Origin of the sequence: Nostoc sp. PCC 9305 (assembly GCF_963920915.1) — a bacterium.
Classification (GTDB): Bacteria; Cyanobacteriota; Cyanobacteriia; order Cyanobacteriales; family Nostocaceae; genus Nostoc.
In genome coordinates this window covers 34,493-56,862 of the sequence record NZ_CAWUDN010000049.1, presented here as the reverse complement: position 1 = coordinate 56,862, position 22,370 = coordinate 34,493, and the positions used below count along the sequence as shown (strand labels likewise).

The following is a 22,370-nucleotide window of genomic DNA, read 5'->3' as shown; positions in this document are numbered from 1 at the left end:
CAAAACGACTTTGAAGTACCTCAAAACGACTTTGAAGTACCTCAAAACGACTTTGGAGTACCTCAAAACGACTTTGGAGTACCTCAAAACGACTTTGAAGTACCTCAAAACGACTTTGAGGTATCTGTTGATGATTTGATGTTACTTTTTTGACAAGTTTAATAAATACCTCAGTACAATCAACTAAAAATAATTAGGTTGATTTGAATTTGCTTTAATTTTTCCGAATTATCTCTCAGAGAAGTTTATTGTTGCATTGGCTAGAGTACATGCAGTAATCCTATAATTTCCTTCAGGAGCGCATTTTATGGCACGATTAAAACGCAGTTCACTGACTCTCGAAAACGCTCTCCGTCGAATTGCAGGAATGCGATCAATTAGCCCGACGCTAGAATTTGGTAACGGATTAAATTTGACAGACTACGACAGCCGCATCCAAAACTTGCAAACCCAGCTATCTACCTACAACACTTTACTCTCTACCCTAGATGAAATGACGGGTCGCCTCTCTCTAATTGAAGAAGAATTGCGCGGCTACTCTGAAAAGATGTTAATGAGTGTGGCAACCCATTATGGCAAAGACAGTTTGCAATATATGCAGGCGGGAGGCAAGCCACGCAAGAAATTATCACGCCGTTCGAGCAACACCCAATCCCCATCTGAGAGTACAGCTACAATGTTGAATGGTGCAAACAACAATGGTAAAGAAACCTCTGTTGTTTTACCTTAATCGTTTAACTGCATCATGCTAATGAATTCTTAATTACGAATTACGAATTACGAATTACGAATTATTCGGTCACTGGCTCTGCGTCGGAGAACGCCACCTGATACTCGCTATCCTGGTTTATGATCCAATCGGGTTGCTTGCTCTAGAGCGGCTTTTTCTTTGGCTCGGCGGACATAGGGTTGTAATTGGGTGCGATCGCAAGCTGTAAAAATACTCAGATTTTCCAAGGTAATCCCTCGCATCAACATTTCTACGCGCCAGGTTTGTTGTGCTTGGGCGATCGCTGGCGTTTGTCCTTGGGGAGTTAATAGTCCTTCACTCCATACTTGCCAACGTGTCTCAAGTTCTGATTCTGAGATGGGTGTGCCTATATCATTCAGAAACATGGCTGTTTGAGCATCTTTACGACTTTTCAGCCATTTGATTAAGGGATTATTGGTAAAAGAACCGTAGCGTTTGCCCAAAATCCACTGATTCACAGGTACTTGACGGACGAATCCAGGGATTGTGATTTGTAGGAAATGCCCTTGAGTATCATAGATTTGGTGCGATCGCTCCAAGCTAGTTATTTCTGTAGCGGATAACCCAGCCCCAAATAATACGTAAGCCAAGGCATAATCTCGTACTCCAAACTTCCTAGCTTGTTGCAGAATTTCGTGAACCAAACTAGCTGGTAAATCAGCTACTTCTGTGGTGGTGAATCCTCCTTGTAAGGAGTTGATCGCTGATTCTGTTGAAGATGACATGGCTCCATGTAAAAACAACTCCACCAAATTTTCCAGAAAATCATCCCGATCCTCCCAAAGTTCGTGAAATTCGCTGGTGAACTCAATTACTGCATATCCCAAAATCATCCCATTCAGCAAACTGGCTAATTTTTCTGCCGGTAAATAAGTATTTAGGTGTCCTTGCTGGATTACAGTAGCTAAATACTGAGCTACATAACGGTTTGCCTCTGTGACTCCCCTGCCTAGTGCGCGGCGATTTTCTGCCGGGAATTGGTCGGCTTCACCTACCACAGACCGAACGAACTCTGGCACTCGTTCTAATGTATGTAAAGTGTCACTTGCATAGTCTTTAAGAGCTTGGTAAACATTGCCGGGAGGTGTTGCCCGTCGCACTAGTGATTCACCTAAATCCTTGAAGGCTGCGGACTCTTCCAACACAGCTAAAAGTAGTCCATGCTTATTGCCAAAATTCCGAAATAGAGTCACTTCGTTGACTTCGGCTTTTTCAGCAATTTGGCGGGTTGTGGTAGCGCTAACTCCCTGAGCAGAAAACAACTCAAGTGCAGCTTGAATCAGGCGTTGACGAGTAGAAATGAGTTGAGATGACATAGAAAAATGCAAGTGGCACTTGCAGGGGGTATCAGAGTTCTGCTAGCATAACAAATGTAAGTGATACTTGCTTTACTCTACTGTAACTAACTAGTAAGAGGGTGGATAAATCCTTAGTGGGATTATGCCCAATAAGAAGTAAATCACTGCATCATCCATCAACAGGAATTTTTATGACCGCAAATTTTGGGGCGATCGCTCCTGAGAGAGGCAATTCACCTCAACTCAGGTGGATAAATGTGGTATTTTTTGGTGTATTTCATGCCTTAGCACTTCTGGCTCCTTGGTTTTTCTCCTGGCCAGCATTAGGTTTGCTAGTGTTTCTCCACTGGTTATTCGGGAGCATTGGTATTTGCTTGGGATATCACCGACTACTGAGCCATAAGAGTTTCCAAGTTCCCAAGTGGTTAGAGTATGCGATCGCCCTCATTGGAGCGCTGGCTTTACAAGGCGGCCCGATTTTTTGGGTAGGTGGACACCGCCAGCATCATGCCCATACCGAAGATATCAATTTAGACCCCTATTCTGCCCAAAAAGGATTTTGGTGGAGCCATATATTGTGGATTTTCTACCCGCGTCCAGAATTTTTTGACTATGACACCTATAAAAAATATGCTCCTGATTTAGCCAGACAACCCTTTTATCGTTGGCTAGATCGCTACTTTTTGCTATTGCAAATACCCTTCGGGTTGCTGCTTTATGCTTTAGGAGGATGGTCTTTTGTATTCTACGGAGTGTTTCTCAGATGTGTCTTGCTTTGGCACTCAACCTGGTTTGTGAACTCAGCATCACATTTGTGGGGTTATCGCACCTTTGATGCTGATGATGGCGCTCGTAATCTTTGGTGGGTATCCATCGTCACCTATGGAGAAGGATGGCACAATAACCATCATACTTATCCCCACATGGCGAAATCTGGGTTGTCTTGGTGGGAGATTGATATTACTTGGTGGAGTATCTTAGTGTTGCAGACTTTGGGTTTAGCTAAAAAAGTTGTCTTGCGTCCTCCTCAAGGTGCAACTCACGGCTAAATTGCAACTAAATTATCAGGAATTTATTATGCCGATTGCTTCTTGCAGTCGGCTTAATAAAATGTTAGGCATTTTAATTGCATATTTATATCATGATAAATACTTCTAGGTTTCGTCAGACTATCCTACTAGCTGTTATCACACTCAACCTCATTTCTACTTGGCTACACTATATAGATAATGCATTATTTTTGAGTCAATATCCTGGCCCGGCGTGGTTTACTTCTGTTGGAGTAATTAGTACTGTAATTGTGATGACTCCAGTAGGATTATTGGGATATTGGTTTTACACCAAAGGTATGTTTTGGTGGGCATACTTTTTATTAGCCTTTTACTCAATCACTAGTATCTCCAGTCCAGTCCATTATCTCTTCCCGATGGTTGCTCCTATCTCTTTGAAAATGCATAGCCTAATTTGGCTGGATGGATTTATGGGACTGTTACTGATAGGTTTCGTGCTGTGGTCTAGTCTTGCATTGAAAGAGTGGCGTATTACACCAACTGTAAATTGACATAACATCATATATAACTAAAATCGCCCCCATTTTTTTAAGTCTATCTGTTATATCAAGTTCGGGTGATTACTTGTAATAAAACCTCTCAATGGGGAGCATCCACTTTTGGAAGAAACACCGGGCGATTGGAAATCGCGGCTACACAAACTCTCGTCCGCCTACGCGGACTCTCTGAAACCCGCGCAGGCGGGTTTAGTTTGTATAGCCCCAGACTTCTAGTCTGAGGGCGATCCGCCAAAAGTGGATGCTCCCTCTCAATGTAGGTTGGGTTGAACGGCAGTGAAACCCAACCTACAGATATTATAAGTGTTTAACCGAACCTGATATTACAAGCTATTTCACGGTAAAATCTAACGGTTTAAATCACCGCAAACATGAAGCGTGAAAACTGACAGCATTTTTTATCGTCTTTTTCAAGAACTTCCTGGCATTTTTTTTGAATTAATTGGTAATCCACCCCAAACAGCAGAGACTTATCAATTCTCCTCAATTGAAATCAAGCAAACTGCATTCCGTATAGATGGTGTTTTTCTCCCAACACAAGGAGAAGAAAATCCGATTTATTTTGTTGAAGTCCAGTTTCAAACCGACACCGAAATTTATTCACGTCTATTTTCAGAAATTTTTTTATACTTACGCCAAAACAAACCAAAAAATTCTTGGCGAGGAGTAGTTATCTATCCCAATCGCAGTTTGGATACAGCAGATATCAAAAATTACAGTGAATTTTTCGCTAGCCAGCGCATCAGTCGCATTTATCTTAATGAATTAGGTGAAACTGCATCATTGCCAGTTGGAATTGCTACGATGAAATTAGTCGTCGATGAAGAGGAGACAGCTATTATCGCTGCTAGGCAGTTAATAGAGAGAACCCAGCAAGAAATCAACATCGAACCACAACGGCGGCAGTTACTAGAATTGATAGAGACAATATTAGTCTATAAGTTTCCGACGATGAGTCGAGAGGAGATTGAAGGTATGTTTGGGTTAAGTGATTTGAAACAAACACAAGTTTATCAAGAAGGTAAGCAAGAAGGCAAGCAAGAAGGAGCGCGTGAACAAAAGTTTAGAATGATACCTTTGTTATTGAGATTGGGATTGAGTTTTGAAGAAACTGCGAAAGAGTTAGGTTTGAGCCTAGAAGAGATTCAGCAAGAAATGCAAAATCAGGCTCCAAGCCAAGATATGTAACCTACAATTACAGCAGAATTCTGAATGGGCTACGCCCCGCTGCGCTAACAGAAATCAGAAGTCAGAAGTAAAACAGGCTTTATACCTGGCTTTGAGACTTAGCTTGCGTACCTCAATAACTTAAAATTCGCTGTATCCTTTATCACGGATTTATCTACATATTCTTACTATTTCCCATTCCCATAATTTTTAATTTTTTCTATGATTTCGCTCTCTCCTATTCTCCAAGCTAGACTCTCCCAACCCTTAAAGATTGGCTCTTTCGAGGTAAAAAGTCGGGTTCTCCAGTCGCCTCTATCTGGAGTGACAGATATGGTGTTTCGCCGTCTCGTGCGTCGCTATGCCCCAGATTCGATGATGTATACCGAAATGGTAAATGCTACGGGGTTGCATTATGTCAAGCAGTTACCCAAAATCATGGAGGTAGATCCCAACGAACGCCCAATTAGCATTCAACTATTTGATTGCCGTCCAGATTTCTTAGCAGAAGCAGCAATAAAGGCAGTTGCCGAAGGTGCTGATACTGTTGATATTAATATGGGTTGTCCGGTAAATAAAATCACTAAAAATGGTGGCGGTTCTTCATTATTGCGGCAACCAGAAGTAGCAGAAGCAATTGTGCGGGAAGTGGTAAAAGCTGTTGATGTTCCTGTGACAGTAAAAACCCGTATTGGCTGGAATGACAACGAAATTACTATTCTCGACTTTGCCAAACGGATGGAAGATGCCGGGGCACAAATGATTACGGTACATGGACGCACCCGCGCCCAAGGGTACAATGGCAATGCCCGTTGGGAATGGATTACTCGTGTAAAAGAAGTGCTTTCTATCCCAGTGATTGGGAATGGAGATATTTTTTCTGTTGAAGCGGCAGTGAAATGTTTAGAACAAACTGGCGCTGATGGCGTCATGTGTTCCCGTGGGACTTTGGGTTATCCGTTTTTGGTGGGAGAAATCGATCATTTTCTGAAAACAGGGGAGATATTACCATCACCAACCCCAATTCAGCGTTTGGAATGTGCAAGAGATCATTTACAAGCCTTGTGGGAATATAAAGGCGATCGCGGTGTACGTCAAGCCCGTAAGCACATGACTTGGTATGCTAAAGGTTTCGTTGGTGCTGCCGAACTCCGAGGACAGCTAAGTTTAGTTGAAAGAGTAGATCAGGGTTTGGCAATGATTGACCAAGCAATTGAAAAATTAGCGAATGGTTATGAACTAGAGGAAGAAGCAGAAGGTAGTTTGGTAATGCTTTAAAAAGTTGATTTTACCATTAACTTGGAGTGATATTGTTAGTTGCTAAAAGTGGCGCGATCGCTTAAATACCACTATTTCAGTTAGGGTTTAAACTAACTAATAACCTGCAACTTGGGTTAATAGAGATTTTATCGAATTGCAATATTCAAGCGACGTTCAAAAAATTCTCAAAGCAATTTCAGCTTCAATACCTAATAGGGATTTTAGTTAATTGCAATGGTTAATAGTTTCAGTAGTCCGAAAACTTTTGCGATCGCTAAAAAATCAGCACCAGAGGCTTCCTTCAATCCGTTGCACCGCAATCGTTATGCAGCGACCGAGCACCGTCTTAACGATGCTGCCTCAAGCAGACTCCAAGAGCGCGATCATCTTCTCTGCGACACCTTTGGCAGAAGCAGGATTCTGTCCGGTGACGAGATTTCCATCGGCGATGCTGAATGCCTGCCAGGGTGCCGTCTTGTGGAAGAGTGCCCCTTGTTTGGTGAGCGCCGTTTCCAACTCGAAAGGCACATCAGCTTTTGCGTAGTTTTCTTCCTCGTCGTTCGTAAATGAACTGATATTCTTCCCGGCGAGCAGTAGAGTGCCGTTGCTCAGTTTGACGTTCAGCAACGAGGCTGGCCCGTGACAAACGGCCCCAACAACAGCGCCTCGCTCGTATGTCTCTTTCACAACCTTTTTGAGAAGTGGATGCTCAGGCATATCGACCATCGGTGCCAAACCGCCAGGCATAAAGATCGCATCGTACTGGCTAACGTCCACGTCTGAGAGCTTCTTCGCTTTCTGCATTGAGGCCCAGCCTTTTCCTACCAAGAAGGCTAGGTTGTCAGGGTCGTCAGCAAGATTGAGCGCATCCAGAAACGGCGTATCTCCGGTGAGACTTGCGAAATCAATTTGGTATTTTGCTCTGTCGAATTCAGCATAAGGATGTGCAACCTCTGGCAGGAAATTTCCCGTCCTTCGGTTGTTCGGACCAATAACGCACGCGTTCGATACGATAATGAGAATCTTCTTTGACATAACTTCTCCTTAGTACGGTTGTTTGGTTCGGTTCGGGACAGAGCTTTAAACAAGCTTCTTCACCAATATCACCTCGCGGCCTTCAAGATGGGGGACGATCTCTTCTGCGACGATTCTTTGATAGTGTTCCGATCGCCTGTGAGATTCTGCGGCAGTGGTGTCGGTGTAGTGTTCGCAAAGAATGAGTTCGCAAGGATCGCTTTCCGACTGATAAATCGTGTAGGAAATGTTGCCTTCCTCCGATCTGGTCTTCTCGGCCAACTCCGGTAGCAATTTCAGGATGCGGGACGTTTCCGACTCCTTAATTCTCCATTTCACGATAACGATCTTTTCCATGTGCTTACTGCTCCCTTACAAGACAAGCGTACTAACACCCCAGCAGCTTGCGAAACAGTTGTCGTGCCGTCTGTGAACGCTTAACTGCGATTAAGATATTCGGCCTTTTCTCGCTGGATAATTGGGTATTATACCGAATTTTTCCGTATAACCACCTTTTACTGGAGGATTATCAAGAATTTTCCGTATAACATCCTAATTTCAGTAAATCGAAAAGATTTCTAGAAGCCTTACCAACGGCTCATTTTAACCAGTGTATAGAATTCGCTGGAATCCTCTTATAATCTGCTGTTCGAGTAATGCTGTTGTAAATTAACTCTGCTGCGATCGCAAATGGACGCTTGTGTTAGTCCCAAACCATCAGATGAAATCCTTATTCTTCCTTCAACTTACAAAAGTTTTCGATCTACTGAGTTTGTTGTTTTAGGGAGTTTGAGAAAGTTTCAATCCCTAATAGGGATTTTAGTTAATTGCAATCAGTCCGTGGGTGTGCCCTCGCACTCGTAAACACGGTTTCAATCCCTAATAGGGATTTTAGTTAATTGCAATCGCTTAAATTAGCGTATAGCGCTATCTTTCCAATTGTTTCAATCCCTAATAGGGATTTTAGTTAATTGCAATTTTAATGCAGCGATTGCTGTATATTTTAGAGCGTTTGCATAGTTTGTTTCAATCCCTAATAGGGATTTTAGTTAATTGCAATCATTGTTAATACCCATAGGCTATTACTACACCACTAGTTGTTTCAATCCCTAATAGGGATTTTAGTTAATTGCAATTGCATAAATTTGAGAGTTTAAATTGTCCCACAAAAAGTTTCAATCCCTAATAGGGATTTTAGTTAATTGCAATTCCTGGGTAAGGCGCTGGGGGCGGTGCTAAATCTGGGTTTCAATCCCTAATAGGGATTTTAGTTAATTGCAATTTTAATAATTTGGGACTATCAATAAAATACAAAAATGTTTCAATCCCTAATAGGGATTTTAGTTAATTGCAATCTGATACTCGCTGTGATACCTTCAAAAAGGCTCTTGTTTCAATCCCTAATAGGGATTTTAGTTAATTGCAATTTCAGGTTGATTATCATCTATACGGCTTCTTAAAGTTTCAATCCCTAATAGGGATTTTAGTTAATTGCAATGAGGCAGCGGTCAAAGGGCGCACTCAAGCGAATGAAGTTTCAATCCCTAATAGGGATTTTAGTTAATTGCAATTTTGGTAGCGTGTCGGAGAGATTCACAGCGCAATAGTTTCAATCCCTAATAGGGATTTTAGTTAATTGCAATTTGAAAACAATCTGACATTGTTCTATATCTAATAGTTTCAATCCCTAATAGGGATTTTAGTTAATTGCAATGAACAAGCATTGAAGGCATTCAAAGAAGCATACAAGCCCAGTTTCAATCCCTAATAGGGATTTTAGTTAATTGCAATCTTGCGGTAGCCTACCTTTCTCTTTCAAATATTTGTTTCAATCCCTAATAGGGATTTTAGTTAATTGCAATTATGATTTACGGTTAAGCCCGAATGATTTTAGAGTGTTCCGTTTCAATCCCTAATAGGGATTTTAGTTAATTGCAATTTTATGAACTGAAACGTCATTAGGTCGATTGTTACGTTTCAATCCCTAATAGGGATTTTAGTTAATTGCAATAAGCTACGGAATGCCTGTAGGAAGAGAGATTTTTGTTTCAATCCCTAATAGGGATTTTAGTTAATTGCAATAGCTGGCTTCTGAAAGCGTTGCTGTATTTGGTTTTCAAGGTTCAGTTGCGCGAATGAACGAATCATAACATAGGGGATAGTGATATCACAAGATGCAAATCGCTGAAAACCAGTCCCCATAAGGTGCGCGGATGGTTTGAAAGTACCATTGCCCTCAAAGTCTTATATAGATGGAGCGTACAGCCTTTTTCGCTCCTTCTCATTTTGTACACCTACCCATCCGCGCATTTGGGAAGAAAATTAGTCTGATTGGCGATCGCTAACTCTATTAAAATAAGCGATCGCCTAATCCTTGCGCATCTTAATTTACCAAATCAGGGAACACTTCTTGCACAGCAGGATGCACTAAGCGATGATTCTGCACATTCACACCCTTAGCTAATGCTGGGTTAACCTCCAGTGCCAAAATTCCCAAATTCGCCAACTGGACAACATAAGGTAATGTACTATTATTAAGTGCCTGAGTTGCCGTCCAAGGTACTGCTCCTGGCATATTGGGAACGCCATAATGCACTACACCCTCTTCAATGTATACGGGATTTGTGTGAGATGTTGGGTGTAAGGTTTCTATACAACCGCCTTGGTCAACGGCTACATCAACTATTACCGAACCAGGACGCATTTGTTTGACCAATTCGCGGGATACTAGTATTGGCGCTCTACGTCCTAACACTAAAACTGCACCGATGAGCAAATCGGCTTCTTTGACTGCGGCTTCAATATGAGCAGAGTTGCTGTAAAGTAATTCGACTCTAGAGCCAAAGAGTGTTTCTAAGTAAGATAAGCGCTCGACACTCACATCTAAAATCTGCACGATCGCACCCATGCCCACAGCAATTTTAGCTGCTTCTGTACCCACAACGCCGCCACCTAAAATTACTACTTTACCTGGTTTAACTCCAGGGACACCGCCTAAAAGAACTCCTCTACCACCTTGCTGACGTTCTAGAAATCTGGCTCCAAATTGTACTGCTAGCCGACCGGCAATCACGCTCATCGGGGTAAGCAAGGGTAATCTGTTTGCCCCAGGTTGTTCTACAGTTTCGTAGGCGATCGCAGTTGTGCCACAATCAATTAAATGCTCTGTCAACTTGCGATCGGCTGCTAAGTGTAAATAAGTAAATAATACCTGCCCTTTTTGCAAAAACTTATACTCAGATGTCAGCGGCTCTTTGACTTTAACAACCAATTCCCGATTCCAAGCTTTTTCTGATGTGGGGACGATTTCGGCTCCAGCACTTTTGTAGTCGTCATCGGAGAATCCAGCACCATTACCTGCTTGCGTCTCGACGAAGATGCTATGACCATTTTCTCGCAGCACCCGCACACTAGAAGGACTTAACCCTACCCGAAACTCTTGATCCTTATTTTCCTTGGGAACGCCGATTTCCATATATCGCCTCTGATAATTTTTTTGTTTAACTGTAGCCTTCCAATCTCAAGCTTGCTACTTCCGTCTTGCTAGTTCCGTATTAGAGATAGCTGGATTAGAGATACCTAATCTCTGTTCTAACTTTCTTAATTCAATCTGAGTAGCCCAAACTCTTACCCTTGACTATTGCCCCAGTATTTATACAATATATAAAGAATAGTAACATTTTATTAAAAGAGCGATTGTATAGCTCCCTACTAGGAAGCTTTTGCTGAATTTCTCAAGTCATCTTGGCATTTCAGCACTGCAATCAGCTTTTAAGTTAGCCTGACTTTTCAATGTCATCTGAAAAATTCAAAGTCTCTCTTCCTTTAAGAGAAAGATTTAGAGAAGGGTTTTCCAGATACCATGAAAAGTAAGTAGCGATTATCCCCACTTTCCGCGACTTCTAACAGAAGTCTGATATCAAGTCCCGTTTGCCAAAAAAGGTTTCTGAAAAAATGACACAAACACAACCAACAATTACACCTAAACTAGAAGAGCCTAAGTTTGGCTTTAACGAATATGCCGAACGCTTGAATGGTCGAGCTGCAATGATTGGCTTTGGTTTGATGCTGGTGATTGAATACGTCACCAATCAAGGGGTGCTATCATGGCTGGGTCTGAAGTAGTGCCATCAACAAGCACAATCTTGAAGTTGTAAGCTAGTAATTAAAAGAGTTTCAACCAGCTGGAACAACCAGTTGGTTTTGACTTCAATAATTAATAGCGGAGTACTTCGCCCTAGATAGATTAATTATACTTATTCATAAATAACTGCCCTAGAATGTAAGCAAGAGAGGAATCGAAATACCTATTAGCGATTGAAATATCATAGACTTGCAACTAATATGTGCAAGGCGATTAATGAGTAAATTTCCTCCCCCTACTAAAAAAATCATAACTTAGTGCCTGCCTTGAATGAGAAAGGCAAATTATGGGTGAGGTATTCTTGGTAAATATACACAAAAGGTGAACTGGAACCAACCAAGCTGTGATGAATGCTGTATTACCTCGTTTTTTGAAGTCAACCTACCGAAAAGAGCCACTAATCAGTGTATTGATGACGATGGGTGTTATGGATGCCCTGATTGGCGGATTGAATGATAGCTGGTCGTTGTTTGCTTTTGGTTTGGGAACGGCAGGGATAGCGCTAGGCTTTAAGTTGTGGCGTTTCCAGCAGCGTCGTCCTTTACCAGAGGAGCCTGTAGTGCAACATTATTTGCCCTCTCGTTCTTCTAGTGCGCCTTTACCAATGTTAAGCGTTTCTAAGAAAAAACCACCTCTTTAAGATGTGCAGAGTTATGACTTAAAATAACTCTGCAAAATTTATTGGGTTTAACTGTATCTATAAAAGTGAGGAAAAAGAGTGAGTAGTGAGGGAAGAGGTGGCGGTAATTTTCTGCGGCCGTATATTATCCTGGCATTTATGGCAGCTGTTGCCCTTCCAGTGAGTACCTGGGAAGGGTTTTATATTCATCAAGCTCATGCTGCCATTGAAGAAGTAACGCCAAACTCCCCAGCTAAAACTAACTTTGCTAATGCTCAACTAATTTACACACTCAAAGGACATAACGGAACCATTAAATCCCTTGCTTTTAGTCCAGATAGCAGAATTCTTGTGAGTGGAGGTGCAGAAAATGAGGGTGTAATTCGTCTGTGGAATTTAGCAAAGGGCAAAAAGTTAGCGACTATTAACAAAGCACACAAAGCAGCCGTAGAATCTTTAGTGATTTCACCAGATGGGCAAACCCTCGCTAGTTGTAGCGATGACGATACGATTAACCTTTGGAGTCTGAAAAATTTAAAATTTACCCGCTCTTTTGTCGGACATACCAGTAACGTCTTATCTTTAGCGGTGTCTCCTGATAGTAAAGTTCTCGTCAGTGGAGCTTTAGATGGGATTCGGATGTGGGACTTGCTACAGCAGCGCCCTCTAGGAATTATAGTACGCTTTGATAATTTAATTTATACTCTCGCTATTAGTCCTGATGGACAGACCTTAGCTAGTGGTGATAATAAGGGTGTAATCAAGCTGTGGAATTTGAGTACTGGTAAATTAATCAGTGAATTGGCAGCTCATTCTAGTGCTGTTAGCGATGTGATCTTTACACCAGATGGACAAACATTAGTCAGTGCTAGCCACGATCGCACCATAAAATTGTGGAATATTAATACTGGAGAATTAGTCCGCACCCTTACAGGACATAATAACTGGGTAAATGCGATCGCTCTTAATCCCGATGGACAAACCCTTGCTAGTGCCGGTAGAGATGGAATTAAATTGTGGGATTTAACTACAGGGGAGTTAATAAATACACTGAATGGACATACAGACTGGGTAAGCGCGATCGCTTTTAGTCCCAATGGTAAAATTCTTGCCAGTGGTGGATTCGATCGACAAATCAAGATTTGGGGGATTCCAACAAAACGAAAGTAACTGCGATCGGACAAAATAATCGTGAAATAGTAAACTATATCCCCGATTTCTTAAAATAAATCGGGGATATCATTTTGACGCTGCTTTCAAGGCTTTGTGACTTGCCATAGCTCAAATTATCACCTCGTGTAAAAAGTCAGACTATCGCTAACGCCGAAAAATTCTCCCAATCATTTCCCGTATCTGCTAAACTTTGGTCTTGCCTTTTTAAAGTTTTTGTAGTAAAAAATCAACCAAAGCTCAGATCGAATTTTGCTATAACTAGTCAAAATCAATGATGGTAGCAACCAATAGCGACCCAAAATCTTGAAGAACTGTGAATACTTGATGAAAATACAGCCGAACTAATATCTTATCCAGCAAATTACTGTAAGTATAAACATAGGTAATTTAAAATTATCTGTGCAGTTACTTGCCCTCTAGATCGGAACAATTTCTGAACTTAGACAATCTTAGAAATGGTCATCGTCAGTAAATGCACTCAGTTAAAAGTCACAAACTCGTGTAAAGCCAAGGTTTGTAGTGCTTAACCGCTATTTTGAAGATCGGATAACTTGCTACTTAAATGATGTTTAATTTTCCCGAACTGCTTTTGATCCCCATTTCGATAGAATGACTAGGCAGAACCCTAAAACTAAAAACCGCTTTTGACTGCGACGCACATGAATCAACTGAACAATGGTTTTACGCTATTTTTAAGTCTGCTAGTCGAGGCGATGCCTTTTTTGCTTCTTGGGGTTTTATTCTCCAGTTTGCTGCTGTTTTTTGTTGATGAGCGCAAACTAGTAGAAAAAATGCCCAAAAATCCGCTGTTGGGTGCTTTAGTTGGTAGCGCGATCGGCTTTTTGTTTCCGGTGTGTGAGTGCGGGAATGTACCGGTAGCGCGGCGATTCCTGATTCAAGGAGTACCCACACCAGTCGCAATTGGTTTTTTGCTAGCAGCACCAACAATTAACCCAGTTGTAATTTGGGCCACTTGGACAGCATTTCGAGATCAGCCAGAAATAGTAGTCTTACGAGTCGTATTTTCCCTAACAATTGCCACAATTATCGGGTATGTTTTCAGTTTTCAAAAGGACTTAAATCCCATAGTCCAACCTGCGATCGCTCGTTATATGAAGTTTAATCCAGCCGCGCAGCCCCAAACCAAACGCCGTGGTAAGCCTTACCAAGGACAACAGGAAGAAACAGTACCGAATCTGTTGCAATCCGGGACTTATATCTTAGGAGGAAAAGCAGGTATACCTCTACGGATAGATCCTAATTTAGTATTGCCTACCTCAGTCTCTACTGCTGATAAACCGCTAGCAACCAAACTGCGCCTAGTTGTGGATAATAGCATCCAAGAATTGCGGGAATTGGGCGGAGTGATGATTTTAGGAAGTGCGATCGCTGCTGCTATTCAAGTCCTCGCTCCCCGTGAATTAGTTCTCAGTTTGGGTGCTGGGCCCATTACCTCAATTGTGGTCATGCTGATATTAGCTGTAATAGTATCAATTTGTTCTACAGTCGATTCTTTCTTCGCCCTATCTTTTGCCTCAACCTTTAGCAGCGGTTCATTGTTGGCATTTCTGGTGTTTGGGCCAATGATTGACATCAAAAGTGTTGGTTTGATGTTATCTATTTTTAAACCCAAGACTATTTTTTACTTATTTGCTTTAGCAGCACAATTGACATTTGTCTTCACTCTTTTCCTGAACTTGCACGTCTTTTAAGAAAATATTTGTCATTAGTCATCTGTCCTTTGTCCCTTGTTAGTTGTCCTTTACAAATGACCAATGACTAATGACCAATGACCAATGACCAATAACTAATGGCTAACAAAAATCCCAAATCTAAAATCCCAAATCTGTTACTCCCTTGGCTGGATGCTCTAGCAATTACTGCTTGGGGCATTTTGATGTTGAGATATTGGCTGACTAATAAGTTGAATCTGTTGATTCACCCAAATTACTTTTGGTTAGTGATTGTGACTGGTATCAGCTTCATCATGATTGGTTTGTTCAAGATCCAGGAACTTTGGCAACGGCGTCGCCGTGATGTTACGCCAAACACCCAGCATATTAGTTTATTTCCCCCTGGTTGGGGCAGTGGTTTATTGTTGACTACAGCAATTCTAGGTTTTATCGTTACACCGCAAGTTTTTGCTAGTGACAAAGCACTCCAAAGGGGTGTGACGACTGATTTATTGGGAAGCACACGCGTCAAACCCCAAGCTTTTCGCGCTACTGTTCGTCCAGAGGAGCGATCGCTTGTAGATTGGGTACGCACTGTCAATGTTTATCCTGAGCCAGATACATATACAGGGCAAAAAGTCAAGGTACAGGGATTTGTGATTCACCCGCCCGATATAGGAAAAGAATATTTGTTTTTAGCACGATTTGTCTTAAGTTGTTGTGCAGCAGATGCTTACCCTGTGGGATTGCCCGTCAAACTACAAAATAATCAAGAGCCTTACTCTGCTGATACATGGCTGGAAGTAGAAGGACAAATGGTGACAGAAAATTTGGCAGGTAAACGCCAACTTACCATTGCCGCTAACTCTCTGAAAAAGATTCCTCAACCCCAGAATCCTTATAGTTATTAGTTATTTGTTGATGACAAATGACAAATGACAAATGACAAATGACAAATGACAAATGACAAATAACCAATGACTAAATCTAAAGCATTCCAACCACTGGATCGTATAGCGATCGCACTAATGTTACTGCTGAGTGTGCTGATTGGGTTAATCATCTTGCAAGGTGATGTGGTAACTGCTCGTGTCCGGGAATTTACTTGGCAAAATCAACAAATTGGGGCAGAAGATAATTCCTTCACCCTTACCTTCAGCCGCCCAATGGAAACAAAAAGTGTCGAGGATAACTTGAAAATCGAGCCACCCCTAGCAGGTAAATTCAGTTGGGCAGGGCGGCGGATGGTTTATACACTGGTAACACCAGCACCCTATGGCACAAATTATAAAGTGCAGTTACAAGGAGCTAAAGATAAATTTGCGGAGCAAGAGGGAAAAAATCGGCTGATACAAGCCTTTACAGGTAGCTTCCGTACACGCGATCGCGTCATCCTTTATATCGGAACCGACAAAGAAGAACAGGGACGGTTAGTTCTTTACAACTTAACCCAAGAGCAAAAAAGGGTACTTACCCCCAAAGACCTGATAGTAATCGACTTTGAGTCATTTCCTGATGGGGAGAAAATTTTATTTTCTGCTCGCGCCGCAAACAATCAAGACTTACTTTCAGCCCAACTGTATACAGTGACAACAGGCGTTTCTGCTAAATCTGGACAAAAAGCACAACCAGAAGGCAAAGTTGACCTGACTTTAGATAGTAAAGATTATCAAAACCTGAAATTTGACCTATCACCTGATGGGCAAACTATTGTCATCCAACGGGGAAATAAAACTAATCCTGGTGATTTTGGACTATGGTTTATGCCAGCAACCAGTGATGCTTCAGCAGAAAAACCCACCCCGAAACGCCTAAAAAGCCAGCCGGGGGGAGATTTTATGGTGACACCAGATAGTAAAGCCGTAGCAGTTGCCCAAGGACAGGGAGCAGCGATTTTACCACTGCAAGGTGATGCCAGTAAACCTTTGGATTTTCTGCCGCAGTTTGGTTTGGTACAAGCTTTCTCCAAAGATGGCTCTCAAGCCGCAATGGTAAAGTTTAATACAGATTACACGCGGGATTTATTTTTGGTAACAAACCAAGGTGTGCAGAAACAGCTATTAAAAACAACAGGTTCAATTCTCAGCTGCCAATTTGACATTGCTTCACCCACCCTCTACTGCTTGCTAACACAGCTAGTATCCAAGGAACAATACATAGAACAGCCCTATGTGGTGGCAATTGATTTGAAAACTGGGCAACAGAAACCATTGTTAGTACTGCCTCCTGCTCAACGGAATGTGCAAATGAGTTTATCTGCCGACGGTTTGGGCTTGTTATTTGACCAAGTAGTACCGCAGACAAATCCCCCAGCATCATTACCCCCAAACACTTTAAAAACTGATGATGGAGATACGATCGCTACCAGTAGCCTGTGGTTAATGCCTCTGTTGCCCATCGCTGATGCTACGACTGTTGAAATTAAACCAGAACAACTCCCCTTAGCCGGATTTCATCCCCGATGGCTACCTTGAGAGAATAATTGCTAAGTCGATTTCGGAAGGTTAGTTAAGGTGTCGCCACCAAAAATCAAGTTGAACCTAATGGAGTTCAGTTCCATCTTTACGGAGCAGATAGCGATCGCTAATCAACTTCAAGACGATTCTACCTATTTCTGGATGCGTTTTCTCAATCACTGGTTGCACAATAACGCCTTCCATGATGCAGTCGGGACTGACTACACTATTGGCATTATTAAACTGAGACACCGCTTCCCAACTGTAAGCACCGATATAAAGCACAGGTACTCTCGGCAAAGCAAATTCCTCGCAAAAAGCGACAAAATCGCTGTGATTGAGAAAAGAACTGCCGCGACGCACAGCAAATATAGCAATTCCAATATTGCCATTATTCAAGCCATATTTGATATCTTGCACGCCGTAGATTTCACCAAAAATCTGAGTTCCTGGTGGAAGTTTCTGGAAAGCCTCGTTTTCGTTGTAAGCACGAACATAAACTAATTTTTTGTTTACTTCGCTGTTTTTCCAGAAATAATTATGGCTACCAATTTTAGTTGTGCCATCAGCATCAACTAAGACAGTGAAGTTAGTTCCGTGCAACTTTTCTGTGACAACAACTTCTTCACCTTCCATTAGGATGTTTTTGTAACGTTTCAAGTTTTCTGGACTGGGGAATTTGTAATGTCCAATAGAATTTTCTACTTCCCCGCTCATTCCTTGAGGAATTGGATATTCGTACTTTGTTACACCAAAATACTCTGTGTAGTCGTCTCCGACATTTCCCGTAAAGTTTTTACCAACGGGAATAAGCAAACCCTCAGAAAAAATTCCGCGAAGTTTCGCAGCACGCAGTTTTTTTGAGTAGTAGTTACGAATCCCAAACTCATCTAAAAAGTTTTCTGGAATAACACTATCAATAGGAAAGTAAAAAGCTAAATCTCCAGGGTTCAAGTTACCTTTGACTATAATTACCTGATACCCCATATCTTCAATAGAGGCAATATCTAGACGATCGGCATTGGGATGAGGATTAATACTATTGATTTTGACAACTTCAACTTTAAAAATACTCATAGCTCATTTCTTTTCAAAAAAAATCTATTTTAGAAAAACTCTAAATTCATTACAAAGTATGTGCGCGTAGCTAGTAAAGCTGAAACCTTTGAAAACCTAGACTTTGACTCTTTTGTAGTAGTGTGGTAAGGCTAAAATATTTTTTGAAGCTAAAGGCTTATAGTTGTCTTTAGCTTCAAAAATAAAGCATAAATATAATGTCTTGCCACGCTACTAGGGTGCATTAGGCTGGGTCTTTGGGTTTAATTAAGTAATCAAGCAAATCTGATATTACGAATTATAAATTAGTAATTATTTGTTGATAATTTATCCACGCTTCCCAAAAAATATAAATTGATAGTATTCCTAAGAAGATGCGAAGTACTAAGCTCACAGTATAATCTGGTAGTTTTGGCAATGTGCGAGTACTCATTTGAACGCCTAAGAGACCGCCACATCCCAAAACCATACCTTGAGCAAACAGAATATTTCCCTCTAATGTATGTCCTGTACAGGCAGCTAAACCAGTAATGACAATCACACCCAAACTAGTCTGAATTGCTACTTTAATTTCTTCTCCCAGTAATAACATTTGCAGCGGAACCATAATCGTACCGCCACCTAAGCCGAATAAACCGGCTAAAATTCCTGCTGCTCCCCCAGTGCCAATTTTAGAAACTAATGGGTTGAATATTGGGGCTGTATCCTCTTTTTCCTGGAAAGACAGTTGCTTGCGAAGCTCAATCAGATAGATATTAGCAAGTAGTATGATACCAAATGTAAAAAGTATTATATAAGATGGAATTTTATTGGCAAAATATACGCCTATTCCAGTAGTTAGAAAAGCTGGAATTCCTAAATAAATTACTCGTTTAAAGTCAAAGTAGCCCATCCACCAATTTTGCAAACTTCCAGAAATTGAAGTAATTACAATAGCAAGGCTACTAGTAGCGATCGCTTGAACGGGTGTATAACCTAGTGTGACTAAAAGAGGAATTGTGATAATACCGCCACCTATTCCTAAAAGTCCAGCTATGACTCCAGAAATTAAACCCCCACTCACTAAAATCAACCAACTAAAATCAATCATAAATAATTCTTTTTCTAGAGACTGACTTGGTGTGATTAACCTTGTACTGTCACCGGATGGCTAACAACACCTCCGTAAAGCAATCCAGAGTCATTCCACGGAACTGTACTCGGTTGTGTATTACCTAAATTGTCAGTAGCACGAGCCTGGAGAAAATATTCCCCAGGAAGTGGGTTCCATTCAATGTCCCAGCGTACCCACGCAAATGGAAAATTTGGTTCTCTCAGTCGTGCAAATTGCCAAGTTTTACCACCATCCAGGCTGACTTCTACACGGACAATCTTTCCTTTCCCAGACCAAGAACGCCCACGTAGTAAGTGGGTTTTAGCAGAAAGTGTAGCTGGCCAAGCCAACTCAAAAGCGCTCTTAACATTTTGGTAGGTAATCAGCTTACCTTTATATGGTGCGATCGCTGGGTAGTCTGCACCAACTAGCACCATCTGCTCCGTCACCCACTGGGTATATATCGGTGTTTCAGAAACCTCAATCCGCTCAATCCATTTAACGTTGGCGTTTCCTCCCCAACCAGGGAATAAGACACGGCATGGCTGACCATGATCTGGAGGTAATGGTTCTCCGTTCATTGCGTAGACGACGAGCGAGTTATCTGCTAATGCTTTGCTAATTGGAACTACACTGCTGAACTTGGATTTATTTGTATTCTTTGAATCTAGCGAATCTACATCTGCACCCTCAACGAGTACATCTTTTGCTGTGGATTTCAGTCCAGCTCGTTCCAATAACATACCAAGTGGTACACCAGTCCACTCAGCCACACCAATAGCCCCAAGTCTCCACCGTGTTCCAGGAAGTGGTATGTTGTAAGCTTCTTCAAAGAAGCGCCGACCATTAGCAGCACACTCAATAGCGCAAGTGACTGAGATGGATGGCATGGCGATGATTTCATCGTAGGTAAATTCGCAAGGTGCAGAAATGCCAGTTCCATGAATTTGCAAACGCCATGTAGATGGGTCAAAGGGAGGTGGTGCGCTGCGGTTGTGAACATAGAACCAATCATTTGGTACTAAATAACCACGCCCATACATCGCTTCCCAGTTCATCTCTAATGTGCCCTTGCTATGAGAGATATACCCTGGTGGCAATGGCTTAAGTATTTTGCTGCCTTTAGTTTTAATAGCTGTTTGACTGTGAGCAGGTGCAGGTTTAGCGAACCCTCCAATGGCTGTTGCACCAACCATAGTGGCTAGTATTTTCAGAAAGCGCTGGCGCGAAATACCCGCATCTGTACTTTTTTGCCAGATGCACTGTTCAACCCGTGCCTGTAAATAATCCTCTTGGTCAAAGAGGTTTTCATCGCTCAAGCTATTACCCCCTTGTAATTTATAATTCGTAATTCGTAATTCGTAATTCGTAATTAAGACACAACCTTTGTTTGGATTGACTGGTTCCCAGCCTGGAGGCTGGGAACGAGATAATAAGCAATGCACAATGTCCTGAAAAAACTAGCTGTTTATCGCTGTCCAAACACCAGTTATCTGATCTTGTGTGTAGTTGGGCAAATAGTGAGCCAATCCGTTTTTAGCTATTTGAGCGATCGCATTTATAAAGCGATCGCAATCTTCTAATGTATTATATACAGCAAAGCTGGCTCGGATAATACTAGGAATATTACGTGTAATTCCTCTATCTACTTCCTCAGCAATCTCACAGTCTTGCTCGTCTGAAACATTCTTGAGTTTGCGAATATATTCATAAGTGCAGAAAGCCCCAGCCCGAACGCCAATGCCATATTCTTGTGCCAAAATTTCTGCTACTAAGCGTCCGTCAAATCCATCAATATCAAAGGGAATAACATGGGCTAAGTTATCTCCGGGAATATGTATTTTGACACCAGAAATCAGCCCAAGCCGTGTATATGTAAATTCAACTAGAGAGTGTTCATACTGAGCAATGCGATCGCGTCCCACTGCTTCGATAATTTCAATCGCCTTGGCAATAGCGATCGCACCCATTGCGTTTGGTGTTCCGGGATCATGGGCCCGTTCTGTATAAAAACGCTTGATCTCTAGATTTCTGGTGATATAAGGCAGGTTTCCACCGCCAATTTGATAAGGGTAGGAACTATCAAAAAATTCCTTTGGCCCCAGCAAAACCCCGGTTCCATAAGGGGCATACATCTTGTGTCCAGAGAAAGCCACAAAATCTAAATGACATGGGTCATCATCAGCACGCATATCGACTCGTTCATGCTGAATCAACTGACACACGTCAGCAAAAATCTTCGCGCCATACCGATGTGCTAAAGCTGCAATTTCGTAAATTGGGGGTCTGTAACCTGTAATTGTCGAAGCACCTGTAATAGTTACTAACTTAATTTGCTCGGCTTCGGGGAGATTTTGATGTGCCTTGAAAATATCTTCAATTTCTGCAATACTTACACTTCCATCCGGCTGGGTTCTGTACTGCACAACTTCGTCTCTAGTAACCCAAGGCAGCAGGTTAGATGAATGCTCAATATCAGAAACTAAGATTTTCCCAGGTTTTTTTGCCCAAAGTGTGGCAGCTCCATTAATTGCTTCTGTTGTATTCTTCGCAAAGATTACATAGTTGTCTGAAGATGACCCCACAAAGTCGCGAATGATGTTTCGACTGGCGTCATATTCTCGTGTAGTGATGATGGATTTTTGCCCAGAACCTCGATGTACGCTGCCATAGGTGTCAAGCATTTCGTCTACGTACTGCTTGAGGGTTGCAAAGGGTGTGGTTGTAGCTCCATTATCCAAGTTAACGTATCTGACATCGTTTCCGTTAAGAGTTTTCACCTTGAAAGATAGAGACTCATCTGTAAATAACGGTCTGATTTCTTTGTCCCAAAAGCTGTCACAATTTTCTAAAAGCAGCGGTAATTTAGCAGCCTCTTGCTTGATATTTGCACCCATTGCAAGTACATCAGTCATCTTTAGCACCCCGATTTTAAAGTTTGATTTTTTTGAAAAAGCCTAACTGCCGCAGCACTTTATTTCACCCTACAACCAGATTAATTGCCAGTAATTATGGTCTTTATAATTACTTTATTTCTAATAGAAAACGCGGTTGTTACGATTATTCTTTAATAAAATAATTAAAATTGGTATCCGTGGC

General features: G+C 41.7%; 19 protein-coding genes and 1 CRISPR repeat array. Of the genes, 11 read left to right on the top strand and 8 right to left on the bottom strand.

Annotated elements, in window-relative coordinates; genetic code table 11:
- The first annotated feature begins 307 nt into the window (after positions 1 to 307).
- Positions 308 to 730, top strand: coding sequence for a hypothetical protein (locus ACM0OX_RS19120; protein WP_414516630.1), 423 nt, complete (start codon positions 308 to 310; stop codon positions 728 to 730).
- Positions 731 to 837: 107 nt separating this feature from the next.
- Here the strand turns inward: ACM0OX_RS19120 and ACM0OX_RS19115 are convergent, their stop codons facing one another.
- Positions 838 to 2,067 carry a TetR family transcriptional regulator gene (locus tag ACM0OX_RS19115; RefSeq protein ID WP_414516629.1) on the bottom strand — a complete coding sequence of 410 codons (1,230 nt, stop codon included), beginning with the start codon at positions 2,065 to 2,067 and terminating at the stop codon, positions 838 to 840.
- 173 nt (positions 2,068 to 2,240) lie between these two features.
- Here ACM0OX_RS19115 and ACM0OX_RS19110 point away from each other — a divergent pair, with 173 nt between their 5' ends.
- From ACM0OX_RS19110 to dusB, 4 genes are all read left to right on the top strand, one after another.
- Positions 2,241 to 3,098, top strand: a complete 858-nt coding sequence (locus ACM0OX_RS19110; protein ID WP_414516628.1) for an acyl-CoA desaturase — start codon at positions 2,241 to 2,243, stop codon at positions 3,096 to 3,098.
- 92 nt (positions 3,099 to 3,190) lie between these two features.
- On the top strand, positions 3,191 to 3,610 hold the full coding sequence (locus ACM0OX_RS19105; protein WP_414516627.1) for a hypothetical protein: 420 nt from the start codon (positions 3,191 to 3,193) through the stop codon (positions 3,608 to 3,610).
- 384 nt (positions 3,611 to 3,994) lie between these two features.
- Positions 3,995 to 4,804: an Rpn family recombination-promoting nuclease/putative transposase gene (locus ACM0OX_RS19100; RefSeq protein ID WP_414516626.1), complete on the top strand. Its 810-nt coding sequence runs from the start codon at positions 3,995 to 3,997 to the stop codon at positions 4,802 to 4,804.
- 201 nt (positions 4,805 to 5,005) lie between these two features.
- Positions 5,006 to 6,061, top strand: a complete 1,056-nt coding sequence (gene dusB, locus ACM0OX_RS19095; RefSeq protein WP_414516625.1) for a tRNA dihydrouridine synthase DusB — start codon at positions 5,006 to 5,008, stop codon at positions 6,059 to 6,061.
- Between the two features lie 342 nt (positions 6,062 to 6,403).
- Here the strand turns inward: dusB and ACM0OX_RS19090 are convergent, their stop codons facing one another.
- The 3 genes from ACM0OX_RS19090 to ald form a co-directional block, all read right to left on the bottom strand.
- Positions 6,404 to 7,078: a type 1 glutamine amidotransferase domain-containing protein gene (locus ACM0OX_RS19090; RefSeq protein WP_334898805.1), complete on the bottom strand. Its 675-nt coding sequence runs from the start codon at positions 7,076 to 7,078 to the stop codon at positions 6,404 to 6,406.
- Between the two features lie 45 nt (positions 7,079 to 7,123).
- Entirely contained in the window at positions 7,124 to 7,414 is a 291-nt protein-coding gene (locus ACM0OX_RS19085; protein ID WP_414516624.1) for a putative quinol monooxygenase, read from the bottom strand.
- Between the two features lie 440 nt (positions 7,415 to 7,854).
- Positions 7,855 to 9,139: a CRISPR direct-repeat array (repeat unit 37 nt; unit sequence GTTTCAATCCCTAATAGGGATTTTAGTTAATTGCAAT).
- A 301-nt stretch (positions 9,140 to 9,440) separates the two neighbouring features.
- Positions 9,441 to 10,532 (bottom strand): alanine dehydrogenase, encoded by a 1,092-nt coding sequence (gene ald, locus ACM0OX_RS19080; RefSeq protein WP_335195282.1) that lies wholly within the window; start codon positions 10,530 to 10,532, stop codon positions 9,441 to 9,443.
- Positions 10,533 to 11,011: 479 nt separating this feature from the next.
- On the opposite strand from ald, the gene ACM0OX_RS19075 reads away from it, so the two are divergent.
- From ACM0OX_RS19075 to ACM0OX_RS19050, 6 genes are all read left to right on the top strand, one after another.
- Positions 11,012 to 11,182: a hypothetical protein gene (locus tag ACM0OX_RS19075; RefSeq protein ID WP_099099534.1), complete on the top strand. Its 171-nt coding sequence runs from the start codon at positions 11,012 to 11,014 to the stop codon at positions 11,180 to 11,182.
- A 365-nt stretch (positions 11,183 to 11,547) separates the two neighbouring features.
- Complete coding sequence (locus ACM0OX_RS19070) at positions 11,548 to 11,841, top strand: hypothetical protein (protein ID WP_094349593.1); 294 nt, start codon at positions 11,548 to 11,550, stop codon at positions 11,839 to 11,841.
- 138 nt (positions 11,842 to 11,979) lie between these two features.
- On the top strand, positions 11,980 to 12,990 hold the full coding sequence (locus ACM0OX_RS19065; RefSeq protein ID WP_414516632.1) for a WD40 repeat domain-containing protein: 1,011 nt from the start codon (positions 11,980 to 11,982) through the stop codon (positions 12,988 to 12,990).
- 662 nt (positions 12,991 to 13,652) lie between these two features.
- Positions 13,653 to 14,705: a permease gene (locus tag ACM0OX_RS19060; protein ID WP_414516631.1), complete on the top strand. Its 1,053-nt coding sequence runs from the start codon at positions 13,653 to 13,655 to the stop codon at positions 14,703 to 14,705.
- Between the two features lie 98 nt (positions 14,706 to 14,803).
- Positions 14,804 to 15,577, top strand: a complete 774-nt coding sequence (locus ACM0OX_RS19055) for a TIGR03943 family putative permease subunit (RefSeq protein WP_414516623.1) — start codon at positions 14,804 to 14,806, stop codon at positions 15,575 to 15,577.
- A 66-nt stretch (positions 15,578 to 15,643) separates the two neighbouring features.
- Complete coding sequence (locus ACM0OX_RS19050) at positions 15,644 to 17,140, top strand: hypothetical protein (RefSeq protein WP_414516622.1); 1,497 nt, start codon at positions 15,644 to 15,646, stop codon at positions 17,138 to 17,140.
- Positions 17,141 to 17,206: 66 nt separating this feature from the next.
- Here the strand turns inward: ACM0OX_RS19050 and ACM0OX_RS19045 are convergent, their stop codons facing one another.
- From ACM0OX_RS19045 to ACM0OX_RS19030, 4 genes are all read right to left on the bottom strand, one after another.
- Positions 17,207 to 18,199 carry an RNA ligase (ATP) gene (locus ACM0OX_RS19045; RefSeq protein ID WP_414516621.1) on the bottom strand — a complete coding sequence of 331 codons (993 nt, stop codon included), beginning with the start codon at positions 18,197 to 18,199 and terminating at the stop codon, positions 17,207 to 17,209.
- 277 nt (positions 18,200 to 18,476) lie between these two features.
- Positions 18,477 to 19,268: a sulfite exporter TauE/SafE family protein gene (locus tag ACM0OX_RS19040; protein WP_414516620.1), complete on the bottom strand. Its 792-nt coding sequence runs from the start codon at positions 19,266 to 19,268 to the stop codon at positions 18,477 to 18,479.
- Positions 19,269 to 19,303: 35 nt separating this feature from the next.
- Positions 19,304 to 20,716 (bottom strand): sulfite oxidase, encoded by a 1,413-nt coding sequence (locus tag ACM0OX_RS19035; protein ID WP_414516619.1) that lies wholly within the window; start codon positions 20,714 to 20,716, stop codon positions 19,304 to 19,306.
- Between the two features lie 15 nt (positions 20,717 to 20,731).
- The gene (locus ACM0OX_RS19030; protein ID WP_414516618.1) at positions 20,732 to 22,186 is read right to left on the bottom strand and encodes an aminotransferase class V-fold PLP-dependent enzyme; all 1,455 of its coding nucleotides are present in this window, start codon (positions 22,184 to 22,186) and stop codon (positions 20,732 to 20,734) included.
- Positions 22,187 to 22,370 lie beyond the last annotated feature (184 nt).